General features: G+C 57.2%; 7 protein-coding genes and 3 pseudogenes. 5 read left to right on the forward strand and 5 right to left on the reverse strand.

Going from position 1 to position 13726, the window contains the following annotated elements; translation table 11 throughout:
• Nucleotides 1–4535: pseudogene (locus JNO11_RS22180) on the forward strand (ATP-dependent helicase).
• Here JNO11_RS22180 and JNO11_RS22185 read toward each other — a convergent pair.
• Nucleotides 4500–5448 (reverse strand): annotated as a pseudogene (locus tag JNO11_RS22185) (LysR family transcriptional regulator). The pseudogenes JNO11_RS22180 and JNO11_RS22185 sit on opposite strands and share 36 nt — an antisense overlap.
• 95 nt (nt 5449–5543) lie before the next feature.
• Here JNO11_RS22185 and JNO11_RS22190 point away from each other — a divergent pair.
• Nucleotides 5544–6399: pseudogene (locus tag JNO11_RS22190) on the forward strand (aldo/keto reductase family oxidoreductase).
• 39 nt (nt 6400–6438) lie between these two features.
• On the opposite strand, the gene JNO11_RS22195 reads toward JNO11_RS22190, so the two are convergent.
• From JNO11_RS22195 to JNO11_RS22210, 4 genes are all read right to left on the reverse strand, one after another.
• The gene (locus tag JNO11_RS22195) at nt 6439–7938 is read right to left on the reverse strand and encodes an alpha/beta fold hydrolase (protein ID WP_325177933.1); all 1500 of its coding nucleotides are present in this window, start codon (nt 7936–7938) and stop codon (nt 6439–6441) included.
• A gap of 18 nt (nt 7939–7956) precedes the next feature.
• Complete coding sequence (pagP, locus tag JNO11_RS22200; protein WP_325177934.1) at nt 7957–8517, reverse strand: lipid IV(A) palmitoyltransferase PagP; 561 nt, start codon at nt 8515–8517, stop codon at nt 7957–7959.
• Nucleotides 8518–8863: 346 nt separating this feature from the next.
• Nucleotides 8864–10315 (reverse strand): sugar porter family MFS transporter, encoded by a 1452-nt coding sequence (locus JNO11_RS22205; RefSeq protein WP_022624569.1) that lies wholly within the window; start codon nt 10313–10315, stop codon nt 8864–8866.
• A 199-nt stretch (nt 10316–10514) separates the two neighbouring features.
• On the reverse strand, nt 10515–11417 hold the full coding sequence (locus tag JNO11_RS22210; RefSeq protein ID WP_325177935.1) for a LysR substrate-binding domain-containing protein: 903 nt from the start codon (nt 11415–11417) through the stop codon (nt 10515–10517).
• 197 nt (nt 11418–11614) lie between these two features.
• Here JNO11_RS22210 and JNO11_RS22215 point away from each other — a divergent pair, with 197 nt between their 5' ends.
• From JNO11_RS22215 to JNO11_RS22225, 3 genes are read left to right on the forward strand one after another with little or no spacing between them, the layout of a single operon-like run.
• Nucleotides 11615–12364 (forward strand): SDR family NAD(P)-dependent oxidoreductase, encoded by a 750-nt coding sequence (locus JNO11_RS22215; RefSeq protein ID WP_010246831.1) that lies wholly within the window; start codon nt 11615–11617, stop codon nt 12362–12364.
• 54 nt (nt 12365–12418) lie between these two features.
• Nucleotides 12419–12643, forward strand: coding sequence for a hypothetical protein (locus JNO11_RS22220; protein ID WP_325177936.1), 225 nt, complete (start codon nt 12419–12421; stop codon nt 12641–12643).
• Complete coding sequence (locus JNO11_RS22225; RefSeq protein ID WP_325177937.1) at nt 12597–13718, forward strand: MFS transporter; 1122 nt, start codon at nt 12597–12599, stop codon at nt 13716–13718. The genes JNO11_RS22220 and JNO11_RS22225 overlap by 47 nt, the downstream gene beginning before the upstream one ends.
• Nucleotides 13719–13726: the final 8 nt, after the last annotated feature.

A 13726-nucleotide genomic window follows, 5' to 3' on the forward strand; every position in this document is an offset into this window, starting at 1 on the left:
ATGATGTCGAAATCCCAATCTGATGCGGTCTTAGCCCGGTTTTCATCCGCCACACGACGCTGGTTTTCTGCCACCTTTGCTGCTCCCACGCCGGTGCAGCAGGCGGCATGGCAGGCGATAGCCAGCGGAGAGCATGCGCTGGTGATCGCCCCGACCGGTTCAGGGAAGACGCTGGCGGCCTTCCTCACCGCCATCGACACGCTGTTTCAGTTCCGAACCACCCAGCCCTCACCTGCACGTGAAACGACCACCCGCATTCTCTATATTTCACCGGTTAAAGCGCTGGCCGCGGACGTACAGCGCAACCTTAATCTGCCGCTGGCAGGCGTTTACGCTGAGCGGCAGGCGCTGAATGAGCCAGAGATCACGCTGAATATCGGAATGCGATCCGGCGATACGCCCGGTGCAGAGCGCGCCAGGCTGGTGCGCCGCCCGCCCGATATCCTGATCACCACGCCCGAGTCACTGTTTCTGATGCTGACCTCAAAAGCGCGAACGACGCTGCAGGGCGTGACCACGGTCATCGTCGATGAGGTGCATGCGGTGGCGGGATCGAAGCGGGGTTCCCAGCTGGCGCTGAGCCTGGAGAGGCTGGATGCGCTGCTGCCACAGCCCGCCCAGCGTATCGGGCTTTCCGCTACGGTAAGGCCGGTTGAGCGGGTCGCCGCCTTCCTTGGCGGCTGTCAGCCCGTTCAGGTCGTTAATCCGGCCGCCGATCGGACGCTGCACCTGACCATCGAGGTGCCGGTCGAAGATATGACCGATATCGCCAGCCCCGATGACCTGACCGGTGAAGCCTCCTCTGCCAGCGGTTCGATCTGGCCGCACATTGAAGCGCGCATTCTGCAGCAGGTCATGTCCCATCGCGCCACGCTGGTGTTTGTGAATTCGCGTGGTTTGGCGGAAAAGCTGACTGCGCGTCTCAATGCGCGTTATCTGGCGCAGCAGACAACCGCTGGCGATTGGGATGCAGAACCGGACGACAGTGATGATCTTATTGCCCGCTCACATCACGGTTCTGTCTCGAAGGAGCAGCGAGGCGAGATTGAAGCCGCACTGAAGCTGGGCAGACTGCGTTGCGTGGTGGCGACTTCCAGTCTGGAACTTGGCATTGATATGGGGCCGGTGGATCTGGTGATCCAGGTGGGCGCACCGCTTTCAGTCGCCAGCGCACTGCAGCGGGTGGGACGCGCCGGACATCAGGTTGGCGGCGTATCAACCGGCATCCTGTTTCCGCGCACCCGGCGCGATCTGCTGGATTCGGCCGTCATATTGCAGTCAATGCGTGCGGGCCAGCTCGATGCGCTGGCTCCGCCGCGTAACCCGCTCGATATTCTGGCGCAGCAAACCCTGGCGGCCGTCGCAATGGATCCCTTAGATGTCGATGCGTGGTACGCGCGGGTCTGTCGGGCCGATCCGTTTCGCACTCTGTCGCGTCGGCTGTTTGATGCCACGCTCGATATGCTGGCGGGTAAGTTTCCCTCAGACGCTTTTGCTCAGCTGCGGCCGCAGCTGGTGTGGGATCGTCAGAGCGGATTGCTGACGCCGCGACCCGGCGCTCAGCATCTGGCAGTGACCAGCGGCGGCACCATTCCCGATCGCGGCATGTTCAGCGTCATCCTGCCGGAAGGCGAAGAGCAGGCTGGCTCACGTCGTGTCGGCGAACTGGATGAAGAGATGGTCTATGAGTCGCGGGTCAATGACATTATTACCCTGGGCGCAACGTCGTGGCGGATTCAGCAGATTACCCACGACCAGGTACTGGTGGTGCCTGCGCCAGGCCGTCCGGCTCGTCTGCCTTTCTGGCGCGGAGAAGGTGTGGGCCGCACGGCCGAATCGGGTGCCAGCCTCGGGCTGTTTCTGCGTCATCTGAGTGCGGCTTCACCGGTAGACGCGCAGGAGCAGTTGCGCGCGCTGGGGCTGGATGCCCGCGCAGTCACAAATCTGCTGGCTTTGCTGGCTGAACAACGCACCGCGACCGGCGTACTGCCGGACGATCGCACGTTGCTGATTGAACGCTGCCGTGACGAAATCGGCGACTGGCGGATGATCCTGCATTCGCCCTGGGGAAAGCGGGTCAATGCGCCCTGGGCGCTGGCGATTGCCGCCCGAATCCAGCAACGCCTGGGCATTGATGCTTCTGTTGCGGCCAGCGATGACGGCATCGTGGCCCGCTTTCCCGCCAGTGAGGGAGTATTACCCGGCGCTGACCTGTTTATGTTCGACGCCGACCAGTTGACCCGTGAGGTCACTGAGAGTGTCGGTCAGTCGGCGCTGTTTGCCGCCCGCTTCCGTGAATGTGCCTCACGCGCTCTGCTGCTGCCGAGGCGTAATCCGGGCAAACGTTCGCCGCTCTGGCAGCAGCGGCTGCGCGCTGGTCAGTTGCTGGAAGTTGCACGACAGTATGACGATTTCCCCATCCTTATCGAAACCGCACGCGAATGTCTTCAGGATGTCTACGATCTGCCTGCCCTGCACCAGCTGATGGAACAGATGGTACAGGGAAAGGTAAAGCTGGTCGAGGTGACGACCGAACAGCCCTCCCCTTTTGCCGCGCCGCTGCTGTTTGGCTATGTTGCAGAGTTTATTTACGCCAGCGACGCCCCCCAGGCAGAACGGCGCGCCTCACTGCTGGCGCTCGACAGTAATCTGCTGGGTGAGCTACTCGGCCAGACCAGCAAGCGTGATTTGCTGGCACCTGACGTCGTTGAGCAGGTTGAACAGGAACTGCAGCGCATCGATTCCCGCTATCAGGCGCAGCACACCGAAGGCATTATCGATCTGCTGCGCGATCTTGGCCCGCTCCCGGTTGCCGGTATTGCGGCACGTTTCAGTGGCAACGCTCAGCAGATCGCGGAAGCCATAACGCAGTTTGCTGCCGCGCAGCGAATGATCCCGATCACCCTTGCCGGTGAAGAGCGCTGGGCAATCATTGAAGATGCAGCCCGCCTGCGCGACGCACTGGCCGTTGTACTGCCTGACGATCTGCCCGAAACATTTCTGGAGCCGCAGGCCGATCCGCTACGCGATCTCATTAATCGCTACGCCCGAACCCATACCCTGTTCACTGCCCGACAGCTGGCCACGTATTTTGGTCTGGGTATCGCCATTGTGAATGAGGTGCTGCTTTCCCTGCATCAGCAGGGCAACCTGCTCAATCTGGGTTCGCCAGAGGGCGCATCGGATACGGAGTGGGTTTCCACAGAGATCTTCAAACGGTTACGCTTACGTTCACTGCAATCAGCACGTGAAGCAACCCGGCCTGTTCCACCTGCCGCCTGGATCAACCTGCTGCTGGAGCGTCACGGTGTGCTTAACACGCAGCGTGAAGAGCATCACGGGGTTAACGGGCTGTTGCGGGTAGTTGAGCAACTTGCGGGCGTGCCGCTACCGGCCTCGCTGTGGGAGTCACAAATCCTGCGCGCCAGGATAGCCGACTATCAGCCCGCGATGCTCGATGAACTGTTAGCCAGTGGCGAGGTTACCTGGTGCGGACATAAAGCGCTGGGTCAGAATGATGGGTTGATTTCGCTGCACCTCACGGAATATGCCGCTGAAACACTGCCGGTGATTGACACCACACAGCCTCTGACGCCGATTCAGCAGGCGACTCTCGACGCATTGAGCCGGGGTGGCTCGTGGTTTGTTCATGAGATCATGGCACAGATGGACGAGGCAGAGACGCAAACCACCGACGTTTATGCTGCCCTGTGGCAACTTGTGTGGCAAGGCTATGTCACCGCCGATAGCTGGATTGCGGTGCGTGGGCTGCTGACCACGCCAGGCGCCCCCCCGTTCACGTCCCGCGCGTTCCCTGCGCACCCGTTTTGGTCAGCGCTTCACCCCGGGCGCACTTTCTGCACGCCGACCGGCGGTCAACACGCTGGCTGGTCGCTGGTCGCGGGTTAACCGACAGGAGGTTGCTCCTGCCCGGCTGGCCCTGTCGCTGGTGGAAAATCTTCTCGACCGTTATGGGGTGATCAGCCGGGGTAGCGCGATATCGGAGCAGATCCCCGGAGGATTCCCGGCGTTACAGCCGGTATTACGCAGCATGGAAGATGCCGGACGGCTGCTGCGTGGCCGGTTTGTCGCTGGTGCGGGCGGCGCGCAGTTTGCCGACCATAACACCATTGAGCGGCTGCGGGAGCTGGCAGAAAAGCCGCTGACCGCGACAGAGGCTGTGGCGCTGGCCGCACCGGACCCGGCAAATCCGTTTGGCGCGTTGCTGAGCTGGCCGCTCCACGCCAGCGGCATCCGCCCGACCCGCCGTCAGGGGGGGACGCGTGGTGATTGCAGGCGGCGCGCTGGTACTTTACCTGACGCCGGGAGGCAAAGAGTTGCTGACATTCATCGACGATCCCGCGCTGCAGCAGGTCGCGGTGGCGGCGCTGGGCCTGGCACTGAAGCGTGAAAAGCCCGCGAGTTTCACGCTGGAGAAGGTAGATGGTGAACCGGTTTCGCAGTCACCGCTGCTTAACGCGTTGCGACATGCCGGATTTTCACGGGTGCCGCAGGGGTTTAGCTGGTATAGCTGAGCTGTTTTCGCGCTCGTTTTTTTCGCGGACAAAGTCGATAAATGCCTGAAGCGGAGCGGGGATCAGGCGGCGATCGTTGTAATAGAGCCACGGACCGGAGAAAGTCAGCCACCAGGGCTGCAGCAGCGGTTCCAGCCTGCCGCTGTCAAGGGCTGGCCTGAGCCACTCGTCAAACAGATATATCACGCCGCTTCCGGCGATGGCCGCCTCCACCGCCAGATCCATTGCGCCACCGACCGAAACCACCAGCGGCCCGCTGGTTTCAACGCTGATCTCTTCGCCCTCGTGGCTGAAGGTCCAGTCAGCCATGATGCCGCTGGCATAACGGCCACGCAGACAGCGATGATGGATCAGGTCGCGCGGATGTTCCGGTCGGCCATGTTCTGCCAGATAAGCCGGAGAAGCCGCCAGCGCGAACCGTTGCTGTCTGGGGCCAATGGGCATCGCCACCATATCCTGCTCCAGCCGCTCATCATAACGAATTCCGGCGTCACAACCGTCTCGAAAGACATCCTGCACGCTGCTCTCCGCCACAATTTCCAGCCGGATGTCGGGATAACGCTGCAAAAATTCCGGCACCAGCGCGGGCAGCACCAGCCGCGTAGCACTGACCGGCACATTCAGCCGCAGCGTGCCACCAGGGGTGTTACGGTAGCGATTCACCGCATCCAGCGCGGCGTTAACTTCATTGATCGCGGGCAGCAGACGTTCCATCAGCGCCCTGCCCGCTTCGGTTAACACCACGGTGCGGGTGGTGCGGTGAAACAGACGAATGCCCAGCTGTTGTTCTGCCCGTCGTACCGCATCGCTCAGGCGTGACGCATTGCTGCCGGTGACGCGTGCCGCTTCACGAAATCCCCCCCGCTTTTGCCACCGCCACGACGGCATCCAGCAGCGCCATATCGATCGCCATTGTGCATCACCCCGTACAGTCTGTCCTGATTTCACCGGATAGTTGCACAGCTGAATCACCGTTACAATTGATCTACATTCACGCAGGAGGTTTTCATGTCAAACACCACCATGACTTTTACGTTAGGCGATCGTGAAGTTAACCGTATTGGCTACGGCGCAATGCAACTGGCCGGGCCGGGCGTCTTCGGCCCGGTAAAAGATGAAGCCCGGGCAATCCAGGTTTTGCGCGACGCTGTCGCGGCAGGCGTTAATCATATCGACACCAGCGATTTTTACGGTCCGCACGAAACCAACCAGCTGATTAAAAAAGGCGCTCCATCCCTATCCGCAGGATCTCTGCATCGTCACCAAAGTGGGTGCCCGACGCGACGCCAAAGGCGGCTGGCTGGCGGCGATGGAGCCAGAGGCGCTGACGCAGGCAGTGGAAGATAACCTGCGCAACCTGGGGCTGGATGTGATTGAGGTGGTGAACCTGCGCAGTATGTTGCATCCGGCCAGGCCCAAAGAAGGCTCTCTTAAGCCACAACTGGAGGCGCTGCTGGCGTTACAGGCACGCGGACTGATTCGCCATATTGGACTGAGTAACGTTACCGCCACGCAGATCGCAGAAGCTCAGGCGATGACGCCGATTGTCTGCGTGCAGAATATGTATAACCTGGCGCATCGACAGGATGATGAGCTGGTGGATCAGCTGGCGCAGCAGGGAATTGCGTATGTGCCGTTCTTCCCGCTGGGCGGCTTCTCTCCGTTGCAGTCGGATCAGCTTAATGAAGTGGCTGCATCCCTGAATGCCACGCCGATGCAGGTCGCACTTGCGTGGCTGCTGCGGCGATCGCCAAATATTCTGCTGATTCCAGGCACCTCTTCCCCGGAACATCTTAAAGAGAATCTTGCCAGCGACAGCCTGGAACTGTCGGATGATGTGATGGAAATGCTGAACGCTATTTAACATCAGGCCCGCACGATGCGGGCCTGATGCTGTACTGATTCAGAAACTGCTGAGGCAGGCCGCAAGTTGCGGCTTGTCGCTACAACTGATGTGGTGATCGATTCGGTTAATCATATAAGGATAAAACGGGTTAGAGGTGGCGCGCATAATCGAGTCCAGCCCGACAATCAGCACCGCACTCTCGCCGCGCAGTGACAACGTCCCAAAACTGATACCAAACTCATTCTTCTGCGCGGGCGCACTGCCATATAACCCATCCTCGGCCGGGAACGGAATCGCAACGTGCGACAGCGAGTAGAGACCCGCCGGATAGGCAATTGCCAGCGGCTGAATCCGTTCCTGCATCTCTCCCACGGGAACGCTTTTTGTCACCATTTCGAGCGAGGTGGCGGAGGCATTGGTGATCACCGTGGATGAGTAATTCCGACGCGCCGCAGGCAACAGCTGATTAACCGCGGTATATGAGGAGTGGCGGAATAACGGACTGACGCTGACCGCCTGATTGATATCGAACAGCACCAGTTCGCTGCCGTTCACTGGCAGATAATTATAGAGCGAGCGGATGACCGAAGGCGTACTGACGGTGGAATCCATGACCGACTGAAAGGTCAGCACGGGCGGGAAACCGGAGAGCTGCTGATTACGCGCATATTGCAGGATCTCTTTCTGCAGCGCCTGCGTCAGTAAATAGGTCTGCCGGGCAGCGTGAACCGGAAAAGAGTTGTATTTAAACGGATTAAACTCCGGCACGATATTCAGCCAGGCCGTTTTCGAAAAGGCAGGGAAAACAGAGGGCAACCCGGCAACACCTGCGAACCGGGCAAAACGAGTCACACCGATCATCGGCGATAACAGAATCAATTGCTGCGGACGACGCAGCGTATGATCGCCCAGGCTGTCGAGCGCATATTTTACCGCCAGCGCCCCGCCGTTCGAGAAACCCACCAGATGCAGCGGCGTCTGCGTGCCCGCCAGCCGGGTCGCTTCCCGCACCGCCAGACGTGTGGCGGCCATCCAGTCCTGCCAGTCAACATCGGTCAGACCCGAAGGCACCGTACCATGACCCGGTAACCGTATCGCCACTGCCACATAACCCTGCTGACGGTAAGCCTCCGCCACATGCCGCAGACTATAAGGACTGTCGGTCAGTCCATGTAATAGCACCACCGCACCGCGCGGCGTGCTCGTCGGTTGCAGAATATAGGAACGGTTCCAGTCCTGCGCGAAATGCCCCGGATAGATCATGCTGCCGGCATAGTATCGGTTGAGTGGCGTTTTTTCTTCCGCATCCAGCCGGTTGCTGACCTGCTGCTTCATCTCGTCGAACAGATGATTTTCGGCCTTGAGGTAGTCGGCATAGGTCGCATTATCAAGCTGTTCCACTGTCAGTTCATGCGGGACCCAGGTGTGCCAGCGATGTAACTCCGGCCCGCGCTCCGCTTCATAGATTCGAATAATCAGTAGCAGCAGTAACAGTACTCCAGACGCAATCGCAAGACGCCAGAGCCTGCGGGTAACGGTTTTCCACCTCCGGGTCATAAATCCTTTCCTGAAAAATTAAAATGCATAGCGAAACCACGCGAATAGCACGTTGCCATTATTGTACGTGCCCGGAATATAGGTGAACTGTACATTCAGCGCCTTATAACCGGCAGAGAACAGCGGCAGAATAATCGGTAGCGGAATATAGTTACCAAAATCTTCGCGTGCAGTGATACCGGCTGTTAATCCCGCGCCAAGACGAAAGTCCTGATTCGAATCTGGATACCAGCCCTTCTCCCAGCCATAACCGACAATCGGCTGCCACTCATTATGTGAGTCTTTAAAAGCCATTGCATAAAGCGCGCTCCAGTTGCCGCTGTCGCTGTAGCGGGAAATGCCCAGACCGCCTCCCCAGGGATTCTCGTTATAGTTATCGGTTTTTTCTTTGTCGTACATAAAGCGGGCGTGCCAGCTGATAAATGGCAGGTAGAGATCGGTATGCTGAGGCGCGTTCCAGGTCTGCGCAACATCGTCAGTGAATCCATTCCACCAGGAGGAGATTGGTGTGTTTTCAGCATGCAATGGCGCAGTAGTCAGCAATGCGGCAAAAACTGCCGTAGTGGTTGAAATTTTCATAGTGCGTACCGGTCAGCGTGCGGAGCAGATGAAAAATGAGTATAGCGCAGAGCCTGAGGCAATCTTTGTCAGCGGTCATGCTTCGCTTAATCGGTAGTTTCTGAAGACAATAACGACAGCTTATTCAGTCAGGGTCTGGCGATTTCAGCCTGAAATCGCCAGACCTGTTTGAAAATTAATCGAGGAAAAATGGCTGATTACAGTGAATGTTGTCTGCTGGGATTTAGTGAGGATAAGGACCGGGAAAATGCGGTGCAACGGTATGTAAGAAGATAAGGAGGTAACAAGATAAGGCGATAAGGAGGTAAAACCGGATTCAGCCGGTGGGCTGAATCCGGTGGGAGACTCAGGAGGCTTCAGCCTCTTTTGGCTTTTCACCAAACTTCTCTTTCATGTGTGACTCAATCTCTTCCAGGCTTTTGCCCCGCGTCTCTGGCACCATCGCCATCACGAAGATCAGCGACCCGACGTTAATCGCGGCAAAGATAAAGAAGGTGGTGCTGCCGGCATATTCCATTATCGGTGGAAAACCGAAGGCGACTATCGCGTTAAAGATCCACTGTAGTGAGACAGCGCCGCCAGTTAACACGCCGCGCAACTGCATCGGGAACAGTTCCGACATCATCAGCCAGTAGACTGGCGAAATGCACATCTGCATGCAGAACAGGAACAGCAGAATACAGGCCAGGGCGAGGTAGCTCTGCATCAGGCTGGGAGCGATAAAGGTCATCACGCTGCCCAGCATAATCTGCGAAGCGACCACCAGACACAGGCCGGTAATCAGCATCGTCCGGCGCGGGAAGCGACTGACCGCCCAGATACCTACAATCGCCGCCACCACTGAGACCACGCCGTTACCGATGGTCGCGGCAATCGAGGCGCTGGTGCCAAGTCCGGTCTGTTTAAGGATGATCGGGGTGTAATACATAAAACCATTTACCCCGGTGAACTGTGCGACAAAGCCCAGACCGACGCCGATAACCATCAGGCGAATCACCCACTTTTCACGGATCAGGGTTTTCGCATCCGGCCCACGTTCCGCCGCTCTCGCCTGCTTCTTCATCTGCGCCATTTCATGGCGCACTTCACGCGGCGTTTCACGCAGATACTTCAGGATCTTTTTAGCCTCTTTCAGCCGCCCTTCCGCCACCAGCCAGTGTGGTGAGGCGGGAACGAAGAACGTGCCGATAAACAGTAAAAGACCCGGCACCATGGCAATTGCCAGCATATAGCGCCACAGGTGCTCATCATGTAGCAGATAGCTCAGCAGCGTACTGGCAACATAAGCAATGAGCTGTCCGGTAACGATCATCAGCTCATTGCGGCTGACCAGCGGCGCACGCAGGCGCGGTCCGGCAATTTCGGCGATAAACACCGGCACGGTAGAGGAACCGCCACCGACAGCAATCCCCAGCAGGAAGCGCATTGCCACCATGACATTGACAGAAGGCGCCAGCGCTGTTCCCAGTGAACCCAGCACAAAAATAACCGCCAGGCTGCGTAGTGTAATACGCCGGCCAAACCGGTCAGAGAAGAAACCACTCAGGAAAGAGCCTATCGCGGCACCGAACACCAGCGAAGAGGCTACCAGCCCTTCAGTGAATGAATTCAGTCCAAGTCCACCCTGATCGGGTGGTGAGGTCATGTAGGGTAACGCACCCGAGATTATCCCGGTGTCATAACCAAAAGCCAGCGCGCCCATAGTGGCAACCAGTACCACTAAAAAAATGCGCTGGCGTACCGTATCCGCAGGCGCGTGATCGCCCGCTTCACCAGAGTCTGGTGTATTCGTACTCATAATATCCCTGCCATTAATTAGTTAAACATCCGTTTGATTAAATTTCATACGGAATAGAAATGGAACATATTTACCGAGTGGGTAAAGAAGTGTAGACGGTATTTAAAAGTTAGCTTTAGCAATGCGATTTTTATAACAGGGATAGTTAACCGGATAAATAAACCAGCGCAATAATGACGTCGTGAAAGTTATTTTAACATTAGGTTAACACTTTCAGTTCCTGCTGGATCCAGCTCAGGAAATGCGCGACGCGGGGAAACTGGGCAAATCCACGCGGGAAGACCAGATGATGGGCGCTGACGGGCAGACTCTCCTGTTCGGACAAGACTCTGACCAGTTTTCCACTGCGCAGATAATCCTCCGCCAGCAATTCACTTTCAAATATAAGACCGTGGCCTAACATCGCCGCCTCAAGACTCATATAAGAGCGATCAAAGCGAAATAACCACTCTTTATCTGGCTGAGGTAATTGCTGAGAAGCAAACCACTGCGGCCACTGAATAAGCGGCGACTCCGATAATATCAGCGCATGATGAATTAAATCAGCGGCCTGATTAACAGGATGTTTTTTCAGATACTCAGGCGAGGCCAGCACCGACATTCTTTCGTGGCGGATCGTTTTAATCTCGAATGCGTTCCAGTCCGGGAATCCATGGCGTATCGCAATATCAATATTGTCGCGGCTGAAAGATAAATTCTCGTAAGAGCAGTAGAGCGTGAGCTGGAACTCGGGATAGCTGTCGCGAAATTTATGGATGCGCGGCAACAGCCACAGCAGACCGAAACTGGGCGCGCAGTGGATCCTGAGGTTGCTGCGGGCTTTCTCGTTACTGATGCGTGCAGTCGCCTGCGTCAGACTCAGCAGTATCGGACCAATCTCCCTGAGGTAATGCTCACCCGACAGCGTCAGCACTACGCCCTTTGCCGAACGATTAAACAGAATACAGCCCAGTTCACGCTCCAGTTTTGCCAGCTGATGACTGGCCGCCGAAGGCGTAATACTTAATTCCTCGGCCGCACGCGCGACATTACCAAAATGGGCCACCTGCTCAAAAACCCGCAGTGATTTAATCGAAGGTAAGTGATCAGACTGCTTTTCCATCCGCCTCTCCACACTGGAATTTTGTGATGTGTGCCCATTTTTAAATCGCAGAATTGTTAACTGCATCAAACCAACAAATTCATTCAGCATCAAATGAATTTTTTTGCATTGCCAATATTAGCCGCTTTATCAATTCTGATCGTGACCCTGCCGGTAGCGATACCGAACCACTAATAATTATTTTTCTGGAGTAAACAATGTTACTCGAAAACAAAGTTGCGATTATTACAGGTGCCGCCTCTCAGCGCGGCATTGGCCGGGCTACAGCCGCCTGTTTTGCTCAACATGGTGCGCGCGTGGTGGTGCTCGATTTAGATCTGCAGGCCGCCCAGGCCAGCGCACAGTCTTGTGGTGAGGGGCATCTCGGCCTGGCCACCGATGTGACCGATCCCCTCTCTGTTCGTCGTGCCATCGACCAGGTTCTTGAGCATTTCGGCCGTATTGATGTGCTGGTCAACAATGCAGGTATTACTCAGCCGGTTAAAACACTGGAAATCGGCATCGAGGATTACAACCGTATTCTTGATGTCAATCTGCGCGGCACGCTGCTGATGTCTCAGGCGGTCATCCCCACCATGCAGCAGCAGAAAGGCGGCAGCATCGTCTGCCTGTCCTCGGTCTCAGCACAGCGCGGCGGCGGGATTTTCGGTGGGCCGCACTACAGTGCCGCTAAAGCGGGCGTACTGGGCCTGACTAAAGCGATGGCGCGCGAATTTGGCCCTGACCAGATACGTATTAATGCCCTGACGCCCGGTCTGATCCAGACGGACATTACTGGTGGACTGTTACAGGATGAACGCCGCCACGCCATTCTCGACGGAATTCCGCTCGGCCGCCTTGGGTCCGCCAGTGACGTCGCCAACGCTGCGCTGTTTCTCGCCAGCGATCTCTCCGGTTATCTCACCGGCATCACGCTGGATGTGAACGGCGGCATGCTGATCCATTAAATAGCACCCTTCCCTGCCCGCACGCCTGGCGGGCTAACTTCGGGAGTGAACACCATGACCACGCTTAACCTGAGCGCAGCCTCTGCTGCGCGCGATATCACCTATCGCAAAATTGCCTGGCGCCTGATGCCCTGGCTGATGCTCTGTTATCTCTGCGCCTATCTTGATCGCGTCAATGTGGGCTTCGCTAAATTACAGATGATGGATGATTTGTCACTCAGCGAAACCGTGTATGGACTGGGTGCCGGGATCTTTTTTTATCGGCTACTTCTTCTTTGAGGTGCCGAGTAACCTGATCCTGCACCGTGTCGGCGCACGCCGCTGGATTGCCCGCATTATGATCACATGGGGAATCATCTCAGCCCTGTTCGCCTTTGTTGAAACCGCGTGGCAGTTTTACCTGCTGCGCTTTCTGCTCGGCGTCGCCGAGGCCGGTCTTGCGCCAGGTTTACTGCTCTACCTGACCTACTGGTTTCCATCACATCGTCGCGCGCGTATGACCGTGCTCTGGTTTGTCGCCATTCCGCTCTCAGGGATGATTGGCGGCCCGCTCTCAGGCTGGATTATGGCGACCTTTGCAGGCTTTCACGGATGGGCAGGCTGGCAGTGGATGTTTATGCTGGAAGCTATCCCCACCATTGTTATGGGATTAGTGGTACTGCTGGTTCTGAAGGATCGTGTTGAACAGGCCGAGTGGCTGGACGAAGATGAGAAACGCCGGGTGCGTGCCGATCTGGATGAGGATAATCAGCAGAAAGCCTGTCATGGCACGGTAAAAGCTTTTGTCGCCGACCGTCGTCTGTGGCTGCTGGCGCTGATCTACTTCTGTGTGGTGATGGGTCAGTACGCCCTGACTTTCTGGTTACCGACGCTGGTGAGAAACTCAGGCGTTAGTGAACCGCTGCATATTGGGCTGCTGACCAGTCTGCCTTACCTCTGCGCCATTATCTTTATGCTGCTGGCCGGGCGCAGTGGCGATCGCTATCGTGAACGCCGCTGGCATCTGATTGTTCCGATGCTGATCGGACTCACCGGACTAACGCTGGCGACCCTGCTGAGCCATAGCGTCTCCCTGTCACTGCTCTCCCTTTGTATTGCCGCTGCGGGCATTCTTTCCGCCTCATCGCTGTTCTGGATGTTGCCGACCAATCTGTTAGGTGGCGTCTCTGCCGCCGCAGGCATCGCCGCCGTGAACTGCATTGCTAATCTGGCCGGTTTTTTCTCACCGTGGCTGATAGGCACCATCATCACCGCAACCGGTACGCCCGCTTCCGGAATGTACTTTATTGCTGCCGTCCTGCTGGGTGGCGCGCTATGCGTGCTGCGCATCCGGGCAGCGGACGTTAATCGTTAATCAGGAGG

This window comes from Pantoea sp. 1B4, from assembly GCF_016925765.1.
GTDB classification, from domain to species: domain Bacteria; phylum Pseudomonadota; class Gammaproteobacteria; order Enterobacterales; family Enterobacteriaceae; genus Pantoea; species Pantoea agglomerans.

Bases quoted from the DNA above. Each gene is read 5' to 3' on its own strand.
- JNO11_RS22205 (WP_022624569.1), bottom strand. From the start codon at position 10,315: ATGAGTACGAATACACCAGACTCTGGTGAAGCGGGCGATCACGCGCCT.
- pagP (WP_325177934.1), bottom strand. From the start codon at position 8,517: ATGAAAATTTCAACCACTACGGCAGTTTTTGCCGCATTGCTGACTACT.
- JNO11_RS22210 (WP_325177935.1), bottom strand. From the start codon at position 11,417: ATGGAAAAGCAGTCTGATCACTTACCTTCGATTAAATCACTGCGGGTT.
- JNO11_RS22195 (WP_325177933.1), bottom strand. From the start codon at position 7,938: ATGACCCGGAGGTGGAAAACCGTTACCCGCAGGCTCTGGCGTCTTGCG.
- JNO11_RS22225 (WP_325177937.1), top strand. From the start codon at position 12,597: ATGGACTGGGTGCCGGGATCTTTTTTTATCGGCTACTTCTTCTTTGAG.
- JNO11_RS22220 (WP_325177936.1), top strand. From the start codon at position 12,419: ATGACCACGCTTAACCTGAGCGCAGCCTCTGCTGCGCGCGATATCACC.
- JNO11_RS22215 (WP_010246831.1), top strand. From the start codon at position 11,615: ATGTTACTCGAAAACAAAGTTGCGATTATTACAGGTGCCGCCTCTCAG.